Annotated in this window: 24 protein-coding genes; 17 read left to right on the top strand and 7 right to left on the bottom strand. The window is 70.2% G+C overall.

What is annotated here, in order from left to right; all coding sequences use genetic code 11:
- Positions 1-21 precede the first annotated feature (21 nt).
- The 13 genes from ACIA5G_RS08640 to ACIA5G_RS08580 all read left to right on the top strand — a co-directional run bounded on the left by ACIA5G_RS08640 (position 22) and on the right by ACIA5G_RS08580 (position 13014).
- Positions 22-1542, top strand: a complete 1521-nt coding sequence (locus ACIA5G_RS08640; RefSeq protein WP_395921965.1) for a dynamin family protein — start codon at positions 22-24, stop codon at positions 1540-1542.
- A 59-nt stretch (positions 1543-1601) separates the two neighbouring features.
- On the top strand, positions 1602-2249 hold the full coding sequence (locus tag ACIA5G_RS08635; RefSeq protein ID WP_395921633.1) for a hypothetical protein: 648 nt from the start codon (positions 1602-1604) through the stop codon (positions 2247-2249).
- Between the two features lie 46 nt (positions 2250-2295).
- On the top strand, positions 2296-2775 hold the full coding sequence (locus ACIA5G_RS08630; protein WP_395921632.1) for a hypothetical protein: 480 nt from the start codon (positions 2296-2298) through the stop codon (positions 2773-2775).
- A complete protein-coding gene (locus ACIA5G_RS08625; protein WP_395921631.1) occupies positions 2772-3395 on the top strand; it encodes a TetR/AcrR family transcriptional regulator in 624 nt (207 codons plus the stop codon). The genes ACIA5G_RS08630 and ACIA5G_RS08625 overlap by 4 nt, the downstream gene beginning before the upstream one ends.
- Positions 3396-3569: 174 nt before the next feature.
- A complete protein-coding gene (locus ACIA5G_RS08620; RefSeq protein ID WP_395921964.1) occupies positions 3570-3923 on the top strand; it encodes a nucleotide exchange factor GrpE in 354 nt (117 codons plus the stop codon).
- The gene (locus ACIA5G_RS08615; RefSeq protein ID WP_395921629.1) at positions 3920-5758 is read left to right on the top strand and encodes a dynamin family protein; all 1839 of its coding nucleotides are present in this window, start codon (positions 3920-3922) and stop codon (positions 5756-5758) included. The genes ACIA5G_RS08620 and ACIA5G_RS08615 overlap by 4 nt, the downstream gene beginning before the upstream one ends.
- A gap of 103 nt (positions 5759-5861) precedes the next feature.
- On the top strand, positions 5862-6575 hold the full coding sequence (locus ACIA5G_RS08610) for a hypothetical protein (RefSeq protein WP_395921628.1): 714 nt from the start codon (positions 5862-5864) through the stop codon (positions 6573-6575).
- A 295-nt stretch (positions 6576-6870) separates the two neighbouring features.
- Positions 6871-8691, top strand: coding sequence for a phosphoenolpyruvate carboxykinase (GTP) (locus ACIA5G_RS08605; RefSeq protein WP_395921627.1), 1821 nt, complete (start codon positions 6871-6873; stop codon positions 8689-8691).
- A gap of 72 nt (positions 8692-8763) precedes the next feature.
- Positions 8764-9639 carry a TIGR03621 family F420-dependent LLM class oxidoreductase gene (locus ACIA5G_RS08600; RefSeq protein ID WP_395921626.1) on the top strand — a complete coding sequence of 292 codons (876 nt, stop codon included), beginning with the start codon at positions 8764-8766 and terminating at the stop codon, positions 9637-9639.
- A gap of 13 nt (positions 9640-9652) precedes the next feature.
- Positions 9653-10528 carry an LLM class F420-dependent oxidoreductase gene (locus tag ACIA5G_RS08595; RefSeq protein WP_395921624.1) on the top strand — a complete coding sequence of 292 codons (876 nt, stop codon included), beginning with the start codon at positions 9653-9655 and terminating at the stop codon, positions 10526-10528.
- Positions 10525-11130 (top strand): ATP-binding cassette domain-containing protein, encoded by a 606-nt coding sequence (locus ACIA5G_RS08590; protein ID WP_395921622.1) that lies wholly within the window; start codon positions 10525-10527, stop codon positions 11128-11130. Before ACIA5G_RS08595 ends, ACIA5G_RS08590 begins: the two co-directional genes overlap by 4 nt.
- Positions 11124-12404: a hypothetical protein gene (locus ACIA5G_RS08585; protein ID WP_395921620.1), complete on the top strand. Its 1281-nt coding sequence runs from the start codon at positions 11124-11126 to the stop codon at positions 12402-12404. Before ACIA5G_RS08590 ends, ACIA5G_RS08585 begins: the two co-directional genes overlap by 7 nt.
- Positions 12405-12435: 31 nt before the next feature.
- A complete protein-coding gene (locus ACIA5G_RS08580) occupies positions 12436-13014 on the top strand; it encodes an EndoU domain-containing protein (protein ID WP_395921619.1) in 579 nt (192 codons plus the stop codon).
- Here ACIA5G_RS08580 and ACIA5G_RS08575 read toward each other — a convergent pair.
- From ACIA5G_RS08575 to ACIA5G_RS08565, 3 genes are all read right to left on the bottom strand, one after another.
- Positions 13011-13691, bottom strand: a complete 681-nt coding sequence (locus tag ACIA5G_RS08575; RefSeq protein ID WP_395921617.1) for a GNAT family N-acetyltransferase — start codon at positions 13689-13691, stop codon at positions 13011-13013. The two genes, ACIA5G_RS08580 and ACIA5G_RS08575, sit on opposite strands and share 4 nt — an antisense overlap.
- Before the next feature lie 10 nt (positions 13692-13701).
- Positions 13702-13974 (bottom strand): helix-turn-helix domain-containing protein, encoded by a 273-nt coding sequence (locus ACIA5G_RS08570; RefSeq protein ID WP_395921615.1) that lies wholly within the window; start codon positions 13972-13974, stop codon positions 13702-13704.
- A gap of 114 nt (positions 13975-14088) precedes the next feature.
- Positions 14089-15708: an alpha/beta hydrolase gene (locus tag ACIA5G_RS08565; protein ID WP_395921614.1), complete on the bottom strand. Its 1620-nt coding sequence runs from the start codon at positions 15706-15708 to the stop codon at positions 14089-14091.
- Positions 15709-15897: 189 nt separating this feature from the next.
- On the opposite strand from ACIA5G_RS08565, the gene ACIA5G_RS08560 reads away from it, so the two are divergent.
- Together ACIA5G_RS08560 and mctP are read left to right on the top strand one after the other, a co-directional pair.
- Positions 15898-16176, top strand: a complete 279-nt coding sequence (locus tag ACIA5G_RS08560; protein WP_395921611.1) for a DUF3311 domain-containing protein — start codon at positions 15898-15900, stop codon at positions 16174-16176.
- A complete protein-coding gene (gene mctP, locus ACIA5G_RS08555) occupies positions 16173-17816 on the top strand; it encodes a monocarboxylate uptake permease MctP (protein ID WP_395921609.1) in 1644 nt (547 codons plus the stop codon). Before ACIA5G_RS08560 ends, mctP begins: the two co-directional genes overlap by 4 nt.
- Here the strand turns inward: mctP and ACIA5G_RS08550 are convergent.
- Positions 17813-18415 carry a hypothetical protein gene (locus ACIA5G_RS08550; RefSeq protein WP_395921607.1) on the bottom strand — a complete coding sequence of 201 codons (603 nt, stop codon included), beginning with the start codon at positions 18413-18415 and terminating at the stop codon, positions 17813-17815. The two genes, mctP and ACIA5G_RS08550, sit on opposite strands and share 4 nt — an antisense overlap.
- Before the next feature lie 138 nt (positions 18416-18553).
- Between ACIA5G_RS08550 and ACIA5G_RS08545 the strand changes: the two genes are divergently transcribed.
- On the top strand, positions 18554-19129 hold the full coding sequence (locus tag ACIA5G_RS08545) for a peroxidase-related enzyme (RefSeq protein ID WP_395921606.1): 576 nt from the start codon (positions 18554-18556) through the stop codon (positions 19127-19129).
- Here ACIA5G_RS08545 and ACIA5G_RS08540 read toward each other — a convergent pair.
- The 3 genes from ACIA5G_RS08540 to ACIA5G_RS08530 all read right to left on the bottom strand — a co-directional run bounded on the left by ACIA5G_RS08540 (position 19126) and on the right by ACIA5G_RS08530 (position 21872).
- Complete coding sequence (locus ACIA5G_RS08540) at positions 19126-20052, bottom strand: GNAT family N-acetyltransferase (RefSeq protein WP_395921604.1); 927 nt, start codon at positions 20050-20052, stop codon at positions 19126-19128. The genes ACIA5G_RS08545 and ACIA5G_RS08540 overlap by 4 nt on opposite strands.
- Positions 20053-20271: 219 nt before the next feature.
- Positions 20272-20433: a hypothetical protein gene (locus ACIA5G_RS08535; protein WP_395921981.1), complete on the bottom strand. Its 162-nt coding sequence runs from the start codon at positions 20431-20433 to the stop codon at positions 20272-20274.
- A gap of 248 nt (positions 20434-20681) precedes the next feature.
- Positions 20682-21872: an AAA family ATPase gene (locus ACIA5G_RS08530; protein ID WP_395921603.1), complete on the bottom strand. Its 1191-nt coding sequence runs from the start codon at positions 21870-21872 to the stop codon at positions 20682-20684.
- Between the two features lie 197 nt (positions 21873-22069).
- Between ACIA5G_RS08530 and ACIA5G_RS08525 the strand changes: the two genes are divergently transcribed.
- Positions 22070-22306, top strand: coding sequence for a hypothetical protein (locus ACIA5G_RS08525; RefSeq protein WP_395921602.1), 237 nt, complete (start codon positions 22070-22072; stop codon positions 22304-22306).
- The last annotated feature ends 37 nt before the right edge of the window (positions 22307-22343 follow it).

The raw sequence follows: 22343 nt of genomic DNA, 5'->3' as shown, positions 1-22343 counted from the left end.
CGGCTCGGGGGTCCGCTGTCGATGTCGGTGGCCAACCTGTGCCACCGGCTGCAGTCACAGGTCTCCCCGCGCACTGCGGCCGGGTTCGCCGAGGTGCTGCGCCGGCTCGGCGCGCCGCTGCAGGTGGCCGTCGCCGGGCGGATCAAGTCCGGCAAGTCGACGCTGGTCAACGCGCTGATCGGGCGCCGGGTCGCGCCGACCGACATCGGTGAGTGCACCCGGCTGGTGACACGCTTCCAGTACGGCACGGTCGACCGGGTCGAAATCGTCTTCACCGACGGCCGCAAGCAGGTGCTCCCCTTCGCCTCGGACGGGATGATCCCGGCCGAGCTGGGTGTCGACATCACCAAGGTGTCGCACATCGAGGCGTACCTGACCAACGCCGTCCTGCAGGACATGACGGTGATCGACACCCCCGGCCTCGGCTCGCTCGACGCCGCGTCGGTGTCCCGCACCGAGCAGCTCCTCGGCGCCGCGAAGCACCGCAAGGACGACGACGAGGACGAAGCCGGCTCGGACGAGCTCGACGACACCTCGCGCAACGCCGTCGCCGGCGCCGAAGCCGTGCTGTACGTCGTCACCCAGGGCGTCCGCGCCGACGACCAGCAGGCGCTCGCCGCGTTCACCGCGGCCACCGCGAGCCGGGAGGCGGGCCCGGTCAACGCGATCGCCGTGCTCAACAAGGCCGACACCATCGCACCCGAGTCGGTCGAGGGCGCGGACGGCGACATCTGGAAGGCCGCGACGATCCTGTCGGAGAAGCAGGCGTCGACGCTCAAGCCGCGGGTCGCCGACGTGCTGCCGGTGATCGGGCTGATCGCCGAGTCCGCCGAGTCCGGCGGGTTCACCTCCGCCGACGCCGAGGCGCTCCGGCAGCTCGCCGAGCTCGACGACGACGTCCTGCAGACCATGCTGATCTCGGCCGACATCTTCACCAGCTGGGAGTGCGACGTCCCGGCCGGCACCCGGCTGCGGCTGCTGGAGAAGCTCGACCTGTTCGGCATCTCGCACGCCGTCGACGCCATCCGCAAGGAGCCGGAGCTCACGGCGGGCGCGCTGCGGCGGTCGCTGCTCGACGCGTCCGGCCTGGAGTCGGTGCGGCAGCGGCTGTCGGTGGTGTTCGCCGCCCGCGCCGACGGGATCAAGGCGGCCGCGGCCCTCGCTTCGGTCACCGCGCTCGCGCACACTTCCGGCGACCCGGCCGAGCGCCAGCGTGTCCACGACGCCATCGAGGTGCTGCTCGCCAAGCCCGAAGCCCACCAGCTGCGGCTGCTCGAAGCGCTGACGCTGGTCGCGTCCGGCGCGGTCGACATGCCGGAAGACCTGTCGGAAGAGGTGCTGCGGGTCGGCAGCAACGCCGACATCGGCGCCCAGCTCGGCAAGCCCGGCGCGCCGCGGCCGGAGCTGGCCGCGCACGCCCTCGAACGCGCGGGCTGGTGGCGTTCTTTCGCCTCCTTCGGCGCGACGCCGGCCCAGAGCCGCGTCGCCCACGTGGTGCATCGCGCGTACTTCTTGATCTGGCAGCAGCTGCGTGAAGCCTGAGCTTGTTTCTCCTTGCCGACTTTCGCTGGTAGACGCCGTTTCCCGCGTACTGTGAAGGCGTGCGCCTAGAAAACACGACATCCTGGCGAGCCGGCTGGAGCAGCGAGACGGAGATCGACGTCGCGTTGTACATCCGCGACGCCCTGGCCCTGTCCGTTTCCGAAGGACAGGTGCTGCCGCCGGTCGAGCCGCAGGTGCCGGTGCACGTCCCGCCCGAGATCGACCGCGCGGCCGTCCAGGTGCAGTGGGCCGACTGGTGGGTCGACCTGCTGGGGTTCCTCCGCAACCGCGAAGACCCCGACCCGCGGAACCCCCGCGGCCGCTACGGCCGGCCCGCGCTCGCCCCGGAGTCGGCGATGCGCCAGGCGGTCGAAATCTTCGCCCCGGAGGCGGCCCGGCACTTCGCCAACGCTCGCGGCCCCGCCCTGCGCGGCGCCGGCGAGCCGTCCGGCGGCACGCCGTGGGCGCCCGGCTTCTACCGGCGCCAGATCGTGGCCGGCGAGCGGCTCGGCCAGCTCGTGCGGGAGGCCGAGGTGCGCCAGGGGCGGCGCGCGTACCCGTTCCGGCTGAACGTCATCGAGATCTCGGTGGCCGGGTCGATCTGGCTGCGCACGGCCGACGACCAGCTGCTCGTCTCGTCCCGGCTCGCCGAGGACGGCCCGGGCCTGGAAGCCGTGCTCCGCGACGTGATCGGCGAGCTGGTCTGACCACCCGGCTTTCATAAACCGAGTACGCGGTCTAATAATAGGCGGCATGGAGACGACCGTCGACGAGCCGTCGTGGCTGCGCACCGGGTCCTGGATCGGCTGCCCGCTGGTGGGCGGTGCGCTAGGGGTCGGTGTCTGGGCCATCGCCGCCTGGGTCGTGGGCCTGCCTGCTTTCCCGTTCCAAGGCGTGTTCAAGGTGCTCACGGCCCTGCCGCAGCCGTGGGCGACGCTGGCCGCGGTCGGCGGCGGCCTGGCGCTGGGCCTGGTCTTCGCCGCGATCTGGGCGCACGAACGCCTGGTCGTCACGGTGTCGCCGACGCGGGTCACGCTGGTTCGCGGGGACAAGACCCGCCGCATCGAGGCCGACCTCGACGCCGTTTACCTCGACGGCAAGGAGCTCGTCCTGCGCACCGTCGACGGCCGGGAGATCGCGCGGGAGAAGACCGACCTTTCGGGCGAAGAGCTGGCGCCGGCCTTCGCCGAGCACGGGTATCCCTGGCGGGACGAGCCGCCCGTCGAACGATGAGGACGGTCGACCCGGCCAAGCACGCGGCCAAACGCGGCGCGATCGTCGACGCCGCCGCCGGGTGCTTCGCCGAGAAGGGCTTCGAGCGGACGACCACGGCGGACATCTGCCGCGCCGCGGGGATCAGCTCCGGCAGCCTCTTCCACTACTTCCCCAACAAGCGCGCGGTGTTCACGGCGATCTTCACCGACGACGCCCGCGAAACCGGCGAACGGCTGGCCGCCGCGGCCGAAGCGGACGACCCGTGGCGCGCGCTGCTCGACGTCGTCGCCGAGCTGGCGGGGCAGGTCGCGCACCCGGCCGTCGTCCGACTCGTGCTCGAGGCCGCCGCCCAGGCCGCCCGCGACGACGAGTTCGCCGCGCTGATCCAGCGCAACGACGGCGCGTTGCGCGACGGCCTGGCCGTGCTGGTCGAGCGGGCCGCCGGCGCCGGGCTGATCGACCCCGGTGTCCCCCCGCGCGCGGCCGCGGGCTGGCTCGTCGGCCTGATCGACGCGATGATTTCGCGGGCCAGTCTCGACCCCGACCTCGATCTGCCCGCCGAACAGGCGATCCTCCGGACGATCCTGGTGCGCTTCCTCCGCCCGGTTCACGCCGTTCCGGCCCCGGATGGCAGCTGAGTGCCGCAAACTGGTGGAATCAGCCGGAACCGGGACGGGGTGGTGCGGGTGGCGTGGTTTCGGAAGGACGGATCCGTGGATCCCGACGACACACCGACGGGCCAGATCGCGGCGGTGAGCCTCACGCAGATCGTCGAAGAAGCCGACGCGGAAAAGGGAACCGGCAGCCCCGCAGTGGCGTCGGACACCGATGTGCACCCCTTGCAGCCGGTAGCCGTTACCGACCTCGAGCGCGCCCTCGCCGATCGCCAGGCCTTGATCCAGATGTGCCTGTACGCGCTGGATCGCGCCCGCAGCGGTGGCGTGGTCGAACGCCTCGAAGAAGGGCTCGCCGCGATCGGCGTCCAGGCCCTGCGGCCCGACGGCCAGCGGTTCGACCCGGCCCGGCACGAAGCCGGCGGCGCGATCCCGACCGACGACCCGATGCTCGACGGCACGGTCGCGGAAACCGAGGTCACCGGCTTCGCCGACCACGACCGGCTGCTGCGGGCCCCGATCGTCACCGTCTACGCGAAGAAGACGCTGTGAGCGCACCGACCGCGCCGAGCCTGCCCGCGCAGGTCCAGGCCGCGCGGGACCAGCTGCTGACCGTCGTCCGCGACGCCGACCCGGACGCCGCCAAGTGGGTCGAGAACATCCGGCAGGCCCGCCCGAAGAAGCCGGCCGTCGTGGTGGTCGGCGAGACGAACCGCGGCAAGAGCTCGCTGGTCAACGCGCTGCTCGCGCGGCCGGGACTGTCCCCTGTGGACGCCGACGTCGCCACCGCCACCTACCTCGTGTTCGACCACGCCGACACGTGGGGCGCGCACGCCTGTTACCCCGGCCAGCTCGCGCCGGTGCCGATCGACCTCGGCCAGCTGATCCACTGGGTGTCCGCCGCGCACGAGCTGCCGCCCGGCCAGATCCCGCCGCGGTACGTCGAGGTCACCGGGCCGGTGCCACTGCTGGAGCGGCTGTCGCTGGTCGACACCCCGGGGGTCGGCGGCCTCGACTCGATGCACGGCGAGCTCGCCAAGGAAGCCGCCGCGGGCGCGACCGCGCTGCTGTTCGTCGTGGACGCTTCGGCGCCGTTCACCTCGACCGAGCTGCAGTTCCTGCGTGACGTCGGCGAGCGCGTCGAGACGGTCGTGTTCGCGCTGACCAAGGTGGACATGTTCCGCGGCTGGCGCGAGGTCATGGAGGCCGACCGGCAGCTGCTGCGCGAGTACGCGCCCCGCTTCGCCGACGCGGTGTTCCACCCGGTGTCGGCGCGCATGTTCGAGACCGCGTCGAAGGCGCCCAACGAGCAGATGGCCGCGATGCTGCGGGAGAAGTCCGGCGTCGCCGCGATCCAGACGGCGCTGCAGGAGCTCCTCGTCGGCCGCTCGGCGATGCTCGCCGAGGCGAACACGCTGCGCGCGCTGTCCAGTGCGCTGGGCGAGCTGAAGGCGAAGCTGCAGGCCGAGAGCCGGGCGCTGTCCGCGGGCGAGGCCGAGGCGGAGGTGCTGCGTGAACGCCGTGACCAGCTGCAGGCCGAGCGCCGGACGTCGACCCGAGGCTGGCAGCTGAAGCTGCGTGGCGAGGTGCAGCGCACCCGCGTCGAGGTCGGCCACGAGAGCAGCAGGCAGATGCGGGACGCGCAGACCCACTTCCGGCAGCTGATCGACGGCGCGAAGCGGGACGAGCTGGCCGCGCTGCCGCAGCAGGTCGACATCGCGCTGCAGACGACGTCGCAGCGGGTCTCGATGCTGCTCTCGCAACGCCTCAACCAGGTCACCAACGTCTCGCTGTCGGAGCTGTTCTCCCCCGAGGAGCTCGACGTCATCCGCGCGCAGTTCGCCCGGGCGGGCGGGCCGCCGGTGGTGCTGCGGCCGCCGGACAAGAAGCCGCCGACGGCCGAAGACAAGCTGCTCGTGTTCATGGGCATCTCGGGCGGGGTCGGCGCCGGCAAGGTGGCCGCGCTGCCGCTGGCCGGCGTCGCGATCCTCAACCCGGTGGTGCTGCCCGCGACGATCATCATCGGCCTCGGCGCCGGCTGGTGGATGGCCCGCACGCGCAAGCACGCGGCCGACAAGCAGCACATGAAGCAATGGCTGGTCGAGGCCATCGCGGATGCCCGCTCGACGCTCGACCAGCTCGTCGCCGAGCAGCTCATCGAGGCCGAGCAGCAGCTGTCGATGGCGCTGGACGAGGCGCTCGGCCGGCGCATCGACGCGATCGAGGCCGACCTGAAGGAAGTCGACAAGACGATCAAGATGGGCGCCCAGGAACGCGCCAAGAAGATCTCGATCGTGGCGAAGCGGCTCAAAGAGGTCAGCGACGGCCGTGAGCGCGCCGAAGCCTTCCTCACCCGCATCCGGGCACTCCGGGACAAGCCGGCCTGACCGCGCGCCCGGTTGTGGAGCGGAACCGAACGGGCCTACGGTGAGTCATACCCTCAGACAGCAGGTCAGAGACGGCGTTACCCGGTTCAAAGGGGGAAGTCCCATGTGGGTCGACGAGAGCGGCGGCAGCGACACCGACGCCGGCGGCGCGGACGCGATGACCGTCCACGTCGACGGTCAGGAGTACCAGGCCGAGGTCAACTACGACGTGAACGAGGACGGCGTCAACGACACCGCGATCGTCGAGCACGACGACGGCACGGCCCAGGCCTTCATCGACACGAACCACGACGGCGAAGCCGACCAGTACGCCGTGCTGGACGAGACCGGGCACGTCGTCGAGCAGGCTGTCTACGACGAGGCCAGCGGCCAGTGGGTCCAGGCGGGCGACGGCGGCCACGACGACACGGACACCGGCGGCCGGGACGACGGCTCCGGCGGCCACATCCACGCGGACCTGCCGGACGGCGAGGTCGACGCCGGTGTCGCGACCATCGACACCGACCACGACGGACACAACGACACCGCCATCGTCGAGACGAAGAGCGGCGGCACGATCGCCTTCACCGACAAGGACGGCGACGGCGAAGCGGACATCGCGGTGCAGACCGACGCCGACGGCACGACCACGACGTTCGAGCACTCCGGCCCCGGTCAGTGGACCGAAGTCTCCAGTGGACTGATGGACTCCGGGAGCGAGCCGGCCCTCGGCGGCGACCCGGCGGGCGACGCCGAGTGGGGCGGTGCCGGCACGCAGACGCTCGAGGGTGTCGCGCGCATCGACTCCGGCACCGGTCAGTGGATCTCACCCAACTAGGGGTAACCCAGGTCACAGTTTGAAAGCCCGGTGCTCGCGCGCCGGGCTTTCTTCATGTCTTCAACAAAAAGAAGCAGGCTTCTGAATCGATTCCCTTATCGGTCCTGTGAGAGAACGTACACGTCAGCTCTCGGTTACCTGCCGGTCATGCGGTTACTCTCGAAGAATCCCAAAAACCCGCACACCGGTTCGCCAACCGGTGTGCGAAGCCATTCGGCCGCAGGCAATGAAGCCCGCACCGGAACAGCGTCGTTCCCGGTGCGGGCTCATTTGTCGTCGGAAGTCAGGAGTAGAGATGACCGCAGTCGCCATCCCCGGACTGGACACCGCGCCGACGACGCACAGTGGCGTGCTGTCCTTCGTCCGGGAGGTCGCCGAGCTGACCACCCCGGACCGCGTGGTGTGGGTCGACGGGTCTGACGAAGAAGCCGCCCGGATCAACCAGGAGCTCGTCGACGCCGGCACGTTCGTGCAGCTCAAGTCGAAGCCGAACTCCTTCTGGGCCACCTCCGACCCCAACGACGTCGCCCGCGTCGAAGACCGGACCTTCATCTGTTCGGAGCGTCCCGAGGACGCCGGTCCGACCAACAACTGGATGGACCCGGCCGAGATGAAGGCCACCATGACCGAGCTCTTCCGGGGCTCGATGCGCGGCCGCACGATGTACGTCATCCCCTTCTGCATGGGTCCGCTCGCCGACGAGAATCCCAAGCTGGGTATCGAAATCACCGATTTCGCCTACGTTGTCGCGTCGATGCGCGTGATGACCCGCGCCGGTCGCGCGGCCCTCGACAAGTTCGTCGCGCCGGACGGATCCGAGCGTGAATTCGTGCCGGCGCTGCACTCCGTCGGTGCGCCGCTCGAGCCGGGCCAAAAGGACGTTTCCTGGCCCTGCAACACGACGAAGTACATTTCGCACTTCCCCGAGGAGCGCGCGATCTGGAGCTACGGCTCGGGTTACGGCGGCAACTCCCTGCTGGGCAAGAAGTGCTACTCGCTGCGCATCGCTTCGGTGATGGCCCGCGACGAGGGCTGGCTCGCCGAGCACATGCTGATCCTCAAGCTGATCTCGCCCGAGGACAAGGTCCACTACGTCGCGGCGGCGTTCCCGAGCGCCTGCGGCAAGACCAACCTCGCCATGCTGCAGCCGACCATCCCGGGCTGGCGCGCCGAGACCCTCGGTGACGACATCGCGTGGATGCGCTTCGGCGAAGACGGCCGCCTGTACGCGGTCAACCCCGAGTTCGGCTTCTTCGGCGTCGCGCCGGGCACCGACTGGCACACCAACCCGAACGCGATGCGCACGATCGAGAAGGGCAACACGGTCTTCACGAACGTCGCCCTGACCGACGACGGCGACATCTGGTGGGAGGGCATGGAGAACAAGCCCGCCCACGCGACGTCGTGGAAGAACCAGGACTGGACGCCCGACTCCGACGAGAAGGCCGCCCACCCGAACTCGCGCTACTGCACGCCGATGTCGCAGTGCCCGATCCTCGCCGACGAGTGGGACGACCCGAAGGGCGTGCCGATCTCGGCGATCCTCTTCGGCGGCCGTCGCAAGACGACGGTGCCGCTGGTGAACGAGGCCCGCGACTGGCAGCACGGCGTGTTCATGGGCGCCACCATGTCGTCGGAGACCACGGCGGCCGCGGCCGGTGCGGTCGGCAACGTGCGCCGCGACCCGATGGCGATGCTGCCGTTCCTCGGCTACCACGCCGGTGACTACTTCAAGCACTGGCTGAACCTCGGCAAGAACGCCGACGCGAACAAGCTCCCGAAGATCTTCTACGTCAACTGGTTCCGCCGCGGTGACGACGGCCGGTTCCTGTGGCCGGGCTTCGGCGAGAACTCGCGGATCCTCAAGTGGGTCATCGAGCGCGTCGAGGGCAAGGGCAACGCCGTCGAGACGCCGGTGGGCTTCGTGCCGCGGGCCGAGGACCTCGACACCGAGGGTCTCACCGAGCCGATCGAGGACATCCAGGCCGCGCTCGACGTCAAGCCCGAGGAGTGGCGCGAAGAGCTGCCGCTGATCGAAGAGTGGTTCGAGAAGATCGGCGAGGTGCCCACCTCGCTGCGTGACGAGCTCGACGCGTTGGCTCAGCGCCTCGCCTGAGTTCCCCGAAACAGAAAGGGACGCCTCCCGGCCGCATCCGGGAGGCGTCCCTTTCCCTGTACTTTCGGGCCCATGAGACCGTTCCGCTTCGGCGTCGACCTGGTGGTGCCCGGCTCACGGGCCGAGTGGGTGGAGAAGTGCCGGAAGGCCGAAGACCTCGGTTACGACGTCGTCGCCGCGGCCGACCACGTCGGGATGGCGCCGCCGTTCCCCGCGCTGGTGCTCGCCGCCGAGGCGACCGAGCGGGTCCGGCTCAACACGTTTGTGCTCAACGCCTGCTTCCACAACCCGGTGCTGCTCGCCCGCGACGTCACGGGCACCGACCAGTTCACCGCGGGGCGTCTCGAGCTGGGCATCGGCGCCGGGTACGTCGAGGCGGAGTTCCACGCGGCCGGGATCGAGTGGGGCACGCCGGGGCAGCGGTTCGCGCGGCTCGAGCGTGCGGTCGCCGAGCTGAAGCGGGCCTTCGCCGACCCGGACCACAGGCCGGCGCCGGTGCGTCCCGAAGGGCCGCCGCTGCTGCTCGGGGGGCGCGGCGACCGCGTGCTGAAGCTGGCCGCGAAGCACGCCGACATCGTCGGGTTCACCGGGACCGCCGCGACCAAGGTCGAAGGCCGGATGTCCCTGGCCGGCCCGGCGGAGCTGGCCGAGCGGGTCGAGTTCACGCGCAAGGCGTTGAACGGCCGGGACGTCGAACTGAACCTGCTGGTGCACGTCACCCGGATCACCGACGACCGGCGCGGCGCGCTCGAGGCCGTCCACGAGCGCGTCCCCGATCTCGGTGTTGACGAGCTGGGTGAGCTGCCGACCGTCCTCACGGGATCCGCGGCCGCCGTCGCCGACCAGCTGCTGCGCACCCGCGAGACGCTCGGCATCAGCTACTTCACGGTGATCGAAGACGACCTGACCAGGCTCGCCCCGGTGATCGAGCACCTGCGCGGCCGATGAGTACCTTGGTGCCATGACTGGGGATTTCCGCTTCGGTGTCAACATGCACGTGCCCGACGACCGCGCCGGGTGGGTCGAGAAGTGCCGCAAGGCCGAGGACTTCGGCTTCGACGTGATCGGCGCGGCGGACCACCTCGGGATGGCGCCGCCGTTCCCGGCGCTCGTGCTCGCCGCCGAGGTCACCGAGCGGGTCCGGCTCACCACCTTCGTGCTGAACACGCCGTTCTACAACCCGGTGCTGCTCGCCCGGGACGTCACGGGCGCCGACCAGTTCACCGGCGGCCGCCTCGAGCTCGGCCTCGGCGCCGGGTACGTCAAGGAGGAGTTCGAGGCCGCCGGGATGGCGTTCCCGCCGGCCCGCGAGCGTGTCGACCACCTCGAACGCGCGATCCTCGAGCTGAAGCGGGCGTATGCCGACCCGGAGCACAAGCCGGCGCCGGTGCGTCCCGCCGGGCCGCCCCTGCTGCTCGCCGGCCGCGGCGACCGGCTCCTGACCCTGGCGGCCGAGCACGCCGACATCATCGGCTTCACCGGCGCGGCCAAGACGCCGGACGGCGGCGCGCTGGCCCCGGCGAGCGCCGAGGAGATCGAGGAACGCGTCGGGTTCGTCCGGTCGAAGCTGGGCGGCCGCGAGGTGGAGTTCAACCTGCTCTGCCACTTCGTGCACATCACCGACGACCGCGCGGGTGCGCTGGCCGAGCTCGCGAAGCAGACCCAGGGCGTGCTGGACGTCGAGCAGCTCGCGGAGCTGCCGACCGCACTGGTCGGCTCGGCCGAGGAGGTCGCCGAGCAGCTCCACGCGCACCGGGAGCGGTTCGGGCTGACCTACTACACCGTGCTGGAGCAGAACATGACCCAGTTCGCGCCGGTGATCGAAGCACTCCGGTGATCACCGCGACCGGCCTCGGCGTCCGCGCCGGCGAGCACTGGCTGTTCGACGACCTCGACTTCACCGTCGACCCCGGTGAGTGCGCCGCGATCGTCGGGCCGAACGGGGTCGGCAAGTCGACCTTGATGCGCTGCTTCTACGGCATGCAGGCACCGCAGCGGGGGCGGGTGCTGGTCGACGGCAAGGTGCCCGACGAGCGTGACGTCGAGTTCCGCCGCAAGGTGTCGGTGCTGTTCGACGACTCCGACTTCTTCGCCGAGCTGACGCCGTTGCAGCACCTCGAGCTCCTGTCCGGCTCGTTCGGCGCCGACCTCGGTGACCACGAGGAACTGCTGCGTGACGCGGGCCTGGGTGAACGCATGCGTGTCACGGCCGGGCACTTCTCCGCGGGCCAGCGCCGCCGGCTGCTCCTGCTCGGGGTCACCGCGCGCCCGCACCGCGTGCTGCTGCTCGACGAGCCGGAGCGCGCGCTCGACACGGCGGGCAAGGAGTGGCTGGTCGAGGTGATCGCCCGGTCGACGGCGGCCGGCGCGGCGGTGGTGGTGGCGACGCACCACCCGCCGCTGCTGGAAGCCGCGGACAGCGTCCTCGAGCTGTGGTGACCCTGGCGCCGCGCCGGATGCGGATCCCGGGCCGCAAGCGGTTCGGCGGGATCTTCAGCGGCGACACGGCTTCGTTCGCCTTCCTCTTCGGTTTCGGGTTCCTGTTCACCGCGTTCTTCCACGTCGACGCCTGGCGCCCGGCCGTCTACGGCTCGGCCCGGGTGGACTTCCCGGCCGTCCTCGGGCTGCTGACGCTGTGCTGCGCGGTGGGCTGGCGCGGCCTGCTGCGCCGCGGCTTCGCGTGGGTCGAACCGGCAGAGCTGACCTGGCTCGACTTCGCGCCGGTGGACCGCGGCCGCGTGGTCACGCTGCGGCTGCTCGGCGCCTGGACCGGCATGGTCGCGGTGACCACCTACCTGGCCGCGCTGCTGCTCGCCGTCGGCGGAGCGGGGCTGGACCAGTGGCGCGCGGCCGTCACCGTGGTCGCCGCGACCGCGGTGGTCGCGTTCGTGTCGGCCCGGCGGACGTCGCTGCGCCTGGACGCGCTCGGGCCGCTGGTGCTCGCGGTGCTCGGGCTGGTGATCGCCGCGCTCGGCCTCGGCCCGGCAACCGTGCAGTTCGTCGCGGCCGGAGTGCTGGTCGCGGCGCTGCCGCTGGCCTTCGGCGGCGAGCCGGTTTCGCACGCGGGCCGCGGGTCGCTGCTCGCCGGGTGGGACGGCCGGGTGCTGCGCTCGGTCGCCGTCACGTTCCTCGACCCGATGATGCTGCTCCCGCCGTCCGGGCCGATCGGGCGGTTTTCGCTGCGCCGCCCGACACCGCTGCGGCTGGCCTGGGCGAGCACACTCGGCCGGTCCCGCTACGCGGGCGCGGCGGCCCTGGTCGCCTTCGCGGTCGTCGTTGCGCACATCGCCCTGCCGACGCTGCCGGGCGCGGTCCTGATCGGCATCGGCGCGTACGTCGCGCTGACGCCGTTCGGTGCCGCGCTCGGCGAGCTCTGGCGCAACCCTGGCCGCCGCCGGTGGCTCGGGACGTCGAACCGCGAGCTGGTGCTGACCCACGGCCTGGTGCTCGCCGGCGCCGGTCTGCTCTGGGCGGTGGTCCTGTTCGCCGTCACGCTGGCCGCCGGGACGTCGTTCGCGGGCCCCGCGTGGCTCGCCGTGCCGCTGTCGGTGCTCTCGATCCTGCGCACGGTCACCCGGAAGGCCGTCGACTACGGCAACCCGGCGTTTGTCGACACGCCGATGGGCCCGATGCCCGCCAACCTCGTCCGCCAGCTCTTCCGGGGCCTCGACCTGCAGGTCCTCGGGATCGTGGTGCTGTCCCTCGGCATTTGACCTACGCTCGTTGCGACGAAGGGAGCAGCCAGTGGGCGGCGGGCACGCACCGGGGGTGGGGCGCAGGGCGACCAGCGAGTTCCCGGCCGGCTGGAGTGACGAGCACATCATCGCGGTCGTGAAGGACGTCGCGAACGATCCGAGCGAGGCCCGCCGGCAGCAGCTGAACGGCCGCTGGCGCTGTGCCGGCGAGCGGTTCAACGTGCACGTGATCGTGCTGGTCGAGGAGAACGGCCACGTCCACACGGCCTACCCGGTGGCCGGCCCCGGCGTGGTCCGCAACCCGGACACGGCACGCGACCCGGCCAACCCGACGGTCGCCGACCTCAAGGAAAACCGGATCAGCTTCTTCGCCGACAGCGTGCTGACCCACCTCGCCGACCGGCTTTCCCCGGAGGACTACACGCACTACCGAACCCTGCTGTGGTCCGGCGAGTGGGAGGAACTGGCCGACGTCCTGTCCGCGCACGCGGTCAAGGTCGGCCTGAACCTGTCGGCCGACGAGTTCTCCGACTTCGAGAAGCTCCTCAACAGCTACGACCTGCCGGTGCCCGCCTGCGCGTTCCTCAACGACCGCGACCACATCCTGACCCAGCTGCGCCCGAGCTAGGCGAAGTCGTAACCGGTGAAGTCGGCGATGGGGACGTGGCCGATCCGCCGGTACAGGGCGTTGCTGGTGGTGTTGGCCGGGTCGGTGTAGAGCACAACATCGGTGGCGCGGGCCGGGGTGTAAACGGGGTCCACCCGGACCATCCCGGCCACCATCGGCGTCGAGCCCGCCATGGCGACGGGTTCCTCGGTCTCCCAGAACGTGAAGTGCTTGTCGCCGAAGCGCGAAACGGCCCAGGCCTCGGCGTCCATGGCGGCCTCGCCGACGGCGGCCGCGAACTCGGCGCACCAGCTGATGACTTCCGTGCGGACCCGCACATCGGGCACGGCCGTCGCGCCGGTGCACTGTCGCCAGGCCTCGGCGAACGCGCTCGAGGAGTCATGGTCCGCGGTGACGCCGGAGAGCGGGTGGCCGAGGCCGGCCAGGCTGGCGGCGAGTGCGTCAGCCTGCTCGGGTGCGGCCGCGGTGAGGATCAGGCGTTGCGACGGCCGGCGGTAGAAGATGGCGCGGACCTCGCCTTCCTGCTCCAGCCGGCCGAAGACGGTGCCCTTCTCCTCCTGCGTCCGCAGCTTCTCGATCCGGGTCAGCTGCGAGGTGTGCAGAGCTGGCCGCGACCGCAGGAAGTCCCCGGCCTGGGCGAGGAAGCCGTCGAGGTCTTCGGTGAGGTGCCAGCGCACGCCCAGCGAGCTAACTGGCCTGCGAAAGCGCCGAAGACCCGGCCGGCGCCACCGCCGCCCGCAGCTCGTCCAGCGGCAGCCCCACCGCGTCCGCGATGGCCGCGACGGTGAAGAACGCCGGTGTCGGAATCCGCCCGGTTTCGATCTTCCGCAGCGTTTCGACCGAGATCCCGGCCTCGCCGGCGACGTCGACCATGCTCCGGCCGGCCCGCGCCGTCCGCAGCGCCTGGCCGAGGCGTTCGCCCCGTTCGCGCTCTTCGTCCGTCAGCGGCACCCGCACCATGAACCCGATTCTAATACCAGGAGTTGTCCCCAGCCTGTGGACAACTCTGTGCACAGGTGTGGAAAAGGCCCCGCCGGACCGAAGTCCGACGGGGCCCCACTACACCTGGTGGCGTCAGGCTCCCGGAGGCACCGGAAGTGCCACACCCGGCAGGCTCTGGTCGTTCGGCACCACACCGTCGACCAGGTAGGCCTCCACGACCTTGTCCACACCCGCGTTGCCGCCGGCGTAGATGCCGTGGTCACCCTCACCGGTGATCGTCAGCATCCGCGAACCCGCGAACGCCTTGTGCGCGCGGCGCGCACCCTCGATCGGCGTCGCCGGGTCGTGCTCCGACTCGACGATCAGCACCGGCGGGACACCCTTGCCGTCCAGCACGGGCAGCGGCGCCGGGGTCTTCTTCCAGAACAGGCACGGCTGGATGAACCAGCCGGCGCCGAGCAGGGGCAGCTGCTTGTCGATCAGCTTCTGCGAGTCCTTGATGGCGCTGTTCGTCGTGCCGGTCCACGGACCCTCGTTGCACGGGATGGTCCAGAAGCTGGCGTCGTAGGAGTCGCCGTCGGCCGGGACCATCAGCGGCTGCGCGCCGTAGGTCACGGTGCTCGTGTCGCCGGCCTTGACCTTCTGCGCGGCCGAGGTCTTGGCCTGCGCCGAGGCGGTGCCCTGGGTCAGCGTGCGGACGCTGACCAGGTAGTCGGCCAGACCCGGGAAGGAGCGCTTCGAGTAGATGCTCGACGCGATGAAGGCGTCCAGGCCGTTGGCCGACACGCTCGAACCGTCGGGCAGCGTGACCGCGCCCTGGGTCAGGGCGTAGCGGACCTGCTCGTAGGTCTGGCGGGCCGCCTCGCCGGTGGTGCCGAAGTGGTAGAGCTTGTCGTACTTCGCCACCCACGGGAGGAAGTCGGACCGGAAGCGGCGCTCGAAGCCGAGCGGCTGCCAGTCGAACGACTTCTGCCACGTCGTCGTGAACTCCGTCGCGGAGTCCAGCACGAACCGGCCGGTGCGAGTCGGGTAGGCCTGCGCGTAGTGCGCGCCCATCCAGGTGCCCGCCGAGTAACCGACCCAGTTGATCTTGTCGCGGCCGAGCAGCACGCGCAGCAGGTCGATGTCCTTGACCGTCTGGTCGGTGTTGATCAGCGGGCCGAGCTCGCCGGACTTCACCTGGCAGGACTGCGCCGCGTACTTCGTCGCCTGCAGGATCAGGTTCAGGTTCGCGCGGTCGCGGTCACGCGGGTCCAGGTCGGACCCGGTGCCGATGGCGCCACCACACGTGATGTTCGTGCTCTTGCCGGTGCCGCGCGGGTCGAACCCGACGATCTCCTGGTGCTCGCGCAGCTTCGGCTGGTTGCGCAGCCGGGCCGGGAAGTTGCGGCCGGGCGCGCCCGGGCCACCGGGGTTGGTGACGACGCTGGCCGTCGCGTCCTTGGTCGCCTTCAGGCGGCTGACCGCGATGGTCAGGTCGATCTGGGCGTTCGCCTGGTACCAGTTGCGCGGCGTCTTGTACGTCGCGCACTCCATACCCTCGGCGCCGGCGGGCGGGGCCGTCGGCAGCTCGTCCGGGACGGCGCACTTGTGCCAGCTCAGCGTCTGGTTCGCGTACTGCGGCGGGATGTTCGTGGAGTTCAGCGGCTGCTTGGCGGCCGCGACCTCCTGACCTGCGAACGCAGGCGTGAACCCGGCCAGCAGGGTGCCGGCGATCGCCGGGATCACCACCGCGTAGCGGAGTCGTGTCATTCGGTTGCCCCTTTATGGGTTTTCGCGTGCGGAGTCCGGCTATTGATATAGGGCGCTCAGGTGCGGGGCAACCGACGTTGGTCGGCAACGCACTCCGTGGCGATCAAATCGATATCGGACAGACGTGACGTCCCGTCACCCAGGTTCTAAGGTCAGGCGGTCGGTTACGGGAGTGTTAGGTGAGGTCCGATGTCGACTGAGAAGCACGACGAGAAGGTGTACGGGTCGCGGTTCAACCCGTGGAACCTGCTCCTGATCGTTCCGCTGCTGGTCCTGGTCACGCCACTGTTCAACATGGACGGTCCACGGCTGTTCGGGATGCCGTTCTTCTACTGGTTCCAGTTCCTGATGGTCGCGGTCGGGGTGCTCAGCACCTGGATCGTCTACCTGATGACGCGGGACAAGGCGACGGTTGACGCCCCGGACCGGCTGAGCGTCGACGACCTGGACGAGGGGGACGCTCGATGAGCAACCTGCAGTGGCCCGAACTGATCATCTTCACGGTCCTGTTCGCGCTGGTCACCGTGCTCGGCTTCATGGCGGCGCGCTGGCAGCGCGGCGGTGGGCTGGACCACCTGGACGAATGGGGCCTCGGCGGCCGCAAGTTCGGCTCGTGGATCACGTGGTTCCTGCTCGGCGGTGACCTCTACACGGCCTACACGTTCGTGGCGGTGCCCGCGCTGGTGTTCAGCGCCGGCGCGCTCGGCCTCTACGCGCTGCCGTACACGATCGTCGTCTACCCGATCGTGCTGCTGCCGGCCCTGCGGATGTGGTCGGTTTCGCGCGTACGCGGTTACGTGACGCCCGCCGACTTCGTGCGCGGCCGCTTCGGCTCGCCGATCCTCGCGCTGCTGATCGCGATCACCGGCATCGTCGCGACCATGCCGTACATCGCGCTGCAGCTGGTCGGCCTCGAAGCCGTGCTGCGGACCATGGGCATCAACGGCTCGGGCATCGTCGGCCACCTGCCGCTGCTGGTGGCGTTCGTGATCCTGGCGTTCTACACCTACCAGTCCGGCCTGCGGGCGCCCGCGCTGATCGCGTTCGTCAAGGACATCCTGATCTACATCGTGATCCTGGTGGCGATCATCTACCTGCCCTCGAAGCTGGGCGGCTGGGCGCACATCTTCGACACGGCGGTGGACAAGTTCGACAAGACACCGTCGAAGGCCGACGGCATCCTGCTGAACGCCAACAACCAGCTGCAGTACGCGACGCTGGCGCTGGGTTCGGCGCTCGCGCTGTTCCTGTACCCGCACTCGCTGACCAGCGTGCTGGCTTCGCGCGGCCGCAGCGTCATCAAGCGGAACATGGTCGCGCTGCCGGCGTACTCGCTGGTGCTGGGCCTGCTGGCGCTGCTCGGGTACGTCGCGATCACGGCGGGCGTCAAGCCGCTGACAAACGCGGCGACCGGCAAGGCGGACGGCAACACGATCGTCCCGGTGCTGTTCGACAACCAGTTCTCGTCGTGGTTCGCCGGCATCGCGTTCGCCGCGATCGGCATCGGCGCGCTGGTGCCGGCCGCGATCATGTCGATCGCCGCGGCGAACCTGTGGACGCGCAACATCTACAAGGAGTACATCCGGAAGAACGCGACGCCGAAGGAAGAAGCGAAGCAGGCGAAGCTCGCTTCGCTGGTCGTGAAGCTCGGCGCGGTCGCCGTGATCATCCTGATCGACCCGCAGTTCTCGATCGACCTCCAGCTCATCGGCGGGGTGCTGATCCTCCAGACGCTGCCGGCCGTGGCGCTCGCGCTGTACACGCGCTGGTTCCACCGCTGGGGCCTGATCGCGGGCTGGGTCGTCGGCATCGGCTGGGGCCTGATCATGCTGTACGGCATCCCCAACCCGGCCAGCGGCAAGCAGCACTTCGGCGGTTCGGCGCTGGCCATGGGCAACATGTCGATCTTCGGCTGGCACCCGTTCGCCGGTTCCCAGGTCCAGATCTACGTCGGCTTCGTCGCCCTGATCGCCAACCTGGTGGTCGCGGCGATCGTCACGGTGATCGCCCGCCAGATGAAGATCTTCAACGGCACGGACGACACGAACCCGAAGGACTACCTGGCCGACGAGCACGACAAGGACCTGCGCCCGATCGGTGTCCACTAAGGACGGCGCTCGAGCAGCATCGTCCTCGAGACGAGGTAAAGCACCAGGCCGTTGAGCAGGTGCCAGAGGAAGTGCGTGCCGACCGGGACGAAGTCACACACGTCCCGGTCGACCGTGCGCAAGCTCAGCGAGAGCGCGAACACCGCTCCCGCAACGGCGAAGTGCGTCCAGTACGCGTCGCGCTCGAAGGCCAGTAGCGCGGCGAAGATCCCGAGCCCGATGAGCGCGGAGAGGTAGAGGCCACCGCCGAGCAGCGCGGTGACAACGGTGAGCGCGAGAAACGCGGGCGCGGCAAGCCAGGCCAGCCGCCAGCCGAAGAACACCCGCGCGAACAACACGGCGTACACCAGCACAAAAACGAGGATGAACACCGAGTCCCCGACGGCGGCCCACCGCGTCGCGAGCAGGTGGAAGACGGTGCTCCCGACGAACACGAGCCCGATCAACGCGGCCAGCACCCGCCCGACCCGATCCCCCGCGGCGAGCCGCCAAACCAGCACGGCGGCGACGAGAAACGCAAGATTGCTGAGACTGTTGAGCGGTTCTCCCCAAAGCCCGGGCGCAACCCGTTCGCAGTACCCGTCGACGTAGTCCGTCACGGTGACAGCCAACCAGGCTTCAGGTGCAAGCGGCCAGGCCCGCAGGTAAAGCGCGGCGGGCAGCGGCAGGTGCCCGGCCTCCGCGAGTTGTGGATAACCACAACGCGCCACGGAATCGACCCGGCTAGCGTGCAGGGTATGAGCGACGCGGTGAGCCGGTTCCCGGTGACGGAACTCGAAGACCTGCCCGACGACCTGCGCGAGCGGGTCGGCGTGATCGCGGAGAAGTCCGGGTTCACGCCGAACATCTTCCGTGCGCTCGGCCACCGGCCGGCCGAGCTGCGGGCGTTCCTCGACTACCACGACGCGCTGATGGAACGCTCCGACGGACTCAGCAAGGCCGAACGCGAGCTGGTGGTCGTCGCGACGTCCGGGGCCAACCACTGCACCTACTGCGTTGTCGCGCACGGCGCGATCCTGCGCATCCGCGCCAAGGACCCCGAGCTGGCCGACCGCGTGTCGAGCAACCCGTGGCAGGTCGAGCTGGACGAGCGCGGCCGCGCGATCGTCGACCTCGCGCTCGCGCTGGCCCAGGACTCGGCGCTGTTCGGCGAGGGTGACCTCGAAGCCGCGCGCGACGCCGGCCTGACCGACGACGAAATCTGGGACGTCGGCGCCATCACGGCGTTGTTCGCGATGTCGAACCGGCTCGCGCACCTGACCGCGCTGCGCCCGAACCCGGAGTTCTTCCTGCTCGGCCGGGTGCCGCGCTAGAACTCCAGGCGCCAGGTCTCGTCGGTCAGCTTCGGACCCCAGTCGTCGAAATCCGCTTCGCCGACGAGCTTGAACCCGGCCGCGCGATAGAGCCTGCGGGCGGCCTCGAGGGTGGACACCGTCGACAGCTCCATCGCCCGGTAGCCGTGGGCCCGGGCGAACTCGACACACTCGGTGACCAGCCGCCGGCCCACGCCGTGGCCGCGGGCCGACGGCTCCAGCAACAGCAGCCGCAGCTTCGCGGTCTCCGCGTCGTGCCCACGGGCGCATGCGATGCTTCCGACCCGCTCGCCGTCGAGCTCGGCGATCCAGAACGCCTGGCGCGGGTCGTCCTGCGCGGTGAAGTCCGCGACGATGCGGGCGACGAGCCCTTCGAACCGGGCGTCGAAGCCGTACTCGCGGGCGTAGACGGCGCCGTGCCGCTGCACCACCCATCCGAGGTCACCCGGTCGTGGCGGGCGGAGCACGAGCGCCGGGTCGTGACGGCGTTCGCCGACGACGTCGCCGATGGTGCGCATGGCGGTCAGTAGCCGCTGCTGGTCTTCCTCGTCGAAGCGGCTCAGCAGCGCGCCGATGCGGTTGGTGGACCGGCGGTTGAGCAGGGCGAACGCGTCGCGGCCCGCCGGCGTCGGCCGCACGAACTGGCGGCGGGCGTCCTCGTCGGACCGTTCGCGGGAGACCAGGCCGCGGGACTCGAGGTGGGCGAGCAGCCTGCTGGCGTACCCGGCGTCCAGGTCGAGACGTTTCCGCAGGTCGGTGACGGCGAGCGGCTCCTGGTGCGCGAGCTCGAAGAGCACGCGGGCTTCCGGCAACGAGTACTCGGCGTCGGCCGGGCCTTCGTCCAGGACACCGATGACTCCGGTGTAGAGCCGGTTGAAAGCCCGGACCGCGGCCACCCGTTCGGCCAGCTCAGCGTCGTTCATTGACCACCTCAACAAGTTCGTTGACGAAGTCAAAGATTACTCGACGGAACGCCCGGGTCAAGAACTTTTGGATATGGGAAACCCCGCGATGCTGCCAGGTCGGGGGTCCGCCAGCATCACGGGGTCGTAGGGGGTATCGACGCGACTTCGCGCGGCGTTACACCTCGCACACTATGTGGCATAGGTCACTCTAATGGGCGACCGCCACGGGGTGAGTGATCAGCGCATGTAGCCGGAGCGAGCCTGCGCGATCGCGATGAGTTCCTGACGGACCGTCGCGGTCGCGGCGGTGTCGATCGCCCGGTCCAGCGCCCGGCGAGTACGAGCCTCGGCGCGGCGGGCACGGAGCTTGGCGGCGATGTTGTTCATCGGTTTCTGCATCCCCTTCGAGGGTTTCGGTGGCTTGTGCCTCTAGTATGCACCTTTTTTCACAAGGATTCCAACGGATGTCCGGTGATGTGGCGCACTCGCCGATGAATCATCGGCAAATCTGGGTAAGCGCCGAAAAGATCGGGGGTGGCGGCCGTCACGACGAGGCAACCGGCTAATGCCATCTAAGGAGATCTAGCGATTTTGCAATAGAGCCGTAGGGACTCTCATAGACCGCGAGACAGCCGGAAAAGCCCAGGTCAGTCGCGTCCGAGCAGGTAGTGGCCGAAGTGCGGCACGGTGAAGGCGATCTGGCCCCGCTCGGCGGAGAACACCAGGCCCTTCTTCATCAGGCTGTCGCGGGCCGGCGAGAGCGACGACGGCTTCCGCCCGAGGAACACGGCGACGTCGGCAGTGCCGGCGGGCTCGTCGCGGCCCTGGGTCAGCTCGGCCATCGCCTGCAGGTACTCCCGCTCGGCGGGCGTCGCGCGCTCGTAGCGTGACCCGAAGAAGCCGACCGCCAGCTCCGACTCCGCTTCGGGCGCCGCGACCTGGACGTCCTTGACCGTGATCGGGTCGGACGGCGCCGCGTCCCAGGCCGCCTTGCCGTAGGCCTGGATGAAGTACGGGTAGCCGCCGGAGGCGTCGAAGAGCGCGTCGAGGGCTTCCGGCTCGATGCCGGCGTCCTCACGCTCGATCGGCGCCATCACGGCGAAGTCGGCGTCCCCGCGGTCGAGCCGGTCGATGCGCGCGTAGCGGAAGAGCCGCTCGGAGTACGACTTGGACGCCGAGAGCACGGCGGGCACGTGCGGCAGCCCGGCGCCGACGACGACCAGCGGCGCGCCCGACTGCGACAGCTCGTGGCAGGCGGCGCAGAGCGCGGAGACGTCGTCGGGCTGGAGGTCCTGGATCTCGTCGATGAACACCGCGACGCCGGTGCCGACGTCCGCGGCCAGCTCGGCGACGTCGGTGAAGAGCTCGACGAGGTCGATTTCGATGTCGCCGGAGTCGGCGCGGCCCTGCGCGGCGGGCACGTCGATGCCCGGCTGCCAGCGGTCGCGCAGCTTCGCGTCGGCCTTGTTGGCCCGCAGCGCAAACGCTTTCAGCACCCCGAGCACCTCTTCGACCCGGTCCGGCGCGCGGTGCCGCACGGCGAGGTCCCGGATGGCCCGGTGCAGCGCGGCGGACAGCGGCCGCCGCAGGTCGGCGTCCGGCCGCGCCTCGATCTTCCCGGCACCCCACTTGTGCCGGACGGCCATCGCCCGCAGCTCGCCGAGGAGCACGGTCTTGCCGACCCCGCGCAGCCCGGTCAGCACCAGACTGCGTTCGGGTCTCCCCCGCGCAACCCGCTCCAGCACCACTTCGAACGCCTTGAGCTCACGCTCGCGCCCGGCCAGCTCGGGCGGCCGTTGCCCGGCGCCCGGTGCGAAGGGGTTGCGGATGGGGTCCACTCTGCCAAGTTATCGACGTATCTAGCGCGAGCCCGATATTCGGCCATAGACGGCTAGCGCGTGTCGCCGAGGTTCGACCGGATGGCCCACCGGATCGCCCGCTCCGGTGTGGCACGGTGGCGCGGTGATCGAGTTCGAGGCAGGTCCGCCTGTGGCCACTCGATCCGCGGTGGCGGTCGGGGCCGCTGGACAACGGCGTGTCCGAAGCCGACTGGCGGGCGCGGAAGATCCGCCACCCGGTCGGTGTGATCCTGACGGCCGAGGTCAGTGACGCATTCGCTTCGGACGGCTCGTACCTCGTCCGGTACGAAGGGGGCTGGTCGGTGGTGGAAGGCGACGGCGCACCACCAGTGGTCGGCAGCCGCGCCGAATACCAGGTGGTCCGCCACCTCGACACGACCCGGCGCACGCTCCTGCGCCCAGCGGGTACATAGAGACGAACAGGTCTGCAGCCCTGCTCGTCCCTACCCC

Origin of the sequence: Amycolatopsis sp. NPDC051758 (assembly GCF_044453095.1) — a bacterium.
Taxonomy (GTDB): Bacteria; Actinomycetota; Actinomycetes; order Mycobacteriales; family Pseudonocardiaceae; genus Amycolatopsis.
Note: the sequence above shows the minus strand (reverse complement) of the source record. Positions and strands in the feature narration are given on the sequence as shown.

What these genes read in the sequence shown, in the direction of transcription:
- ACIA5G_RS08545 (WP_395921606.1), top strand. Translation starts at nt 18,554, where the DNA reads ATGAGCGACGCGGTGAGCCGGTTCCCGGTGACGGAACTCGAAGACCTG.
- ACIA5G_RS08540 (WP_395921604.1), bottom strand. Translation starts at nt 20,052, where the DNA reads ATGAACGACGCTGAGCTGGCCGAACGGGTGGCCGCGGTCCGGGCTTTC.
- ACIA5G_RS08625 (WP_395921631.1), top strand. Translation starts at nt 2,772, where the DNA reads ATGAGGACGGTCGACCCGGCCAAGCACGCGGCCAAACGCGGCGCGATC.
- ACIA5G_RS08610 (WP_395921628.1), top strand. Translation starts at nt 5,862, where the DNA reads ATGTGGGTCGACGAGAGCGGCGGCAGCGACACCGACGCCGGCGGCGCG.
- ACIA5G_RS08560 (WP_395921611.1), top strand. Translation starts at nt 15,898, where the DNA reads ATGTCGACTGAGAAGCACGACGAGAAGGTGTACGGGTCGCGGTTCAAC.
- ACIA5G_RS08535 (WP_395921981.1), bottom strand. Translation starts at nt 20,433, where the DNA reads ATGCAGAAACCGATGAACAACATCGCCGCCAAGCTCCGTGCCCGCCGC.
- ACIA5G_RS08630 (WP_395921632.1), top strand. Translation starts at nt 2,296, where the DNA reads ATGGAGACGACCGTCGACGAGCCGTCGTGGCTGCGCACCGGGTCCTGG.
- mctP (WP_395921609.1), top strand. Translation starts at nt 16,173, where the DNA reads ATGAGCAACCTGCAGTGGCCCGAACTGATCATCTTCACGGTCCTGTTC.
- ACIA5G_RS08605 (WP_395921627.1), top strand. Translation starts at nt 6,871, where the DNA reads ATGACCGCAGTCGCCATCCCCGGACTGGACACCGCGCCGACGACGCAC.
- ACIA5G_RS08640 (WP_395921965.1), top strand. Translation starts at nt 22, where the DNA reads ATGTCGGTGGCCAACCTGTGCCACCGGCTGCAGTCACAGGTCTCCCCG.
- ACIA5G_RS08595 (WP_395921624.1), top strand. Translation starts at nt 9,653, where the DNA reads ATGACTGGGGATTTCCGCTTCGGTGTCAACATGCACGTGCCCGACGAC.
- ACIA5G_RS08570 (WP_395921615.1), bottom strand. Translation starts at nt 13,974, where the DNA reads ATGGTGCGGGTGCCGCTGACGGACGAAGAGCGCGAACGGGGCGAACGC.
- ACIA5G_RS08600 (WP_395921626.1), top strand. Translation starts at nt 8,764, where the DNA reads ATGAGACCGTTCCGCTTCGGCGTCGACCTGGTGGTGCCCGGCTCACGG.
- ACIA5G_RS08565 (WP_395921614.1), bottom strand. Translation starts at nt 15,708, where the DNA reads ATGACACGACTCCGCTACGCGGTGGTGATCCCGGCGATCGCCGGCACC.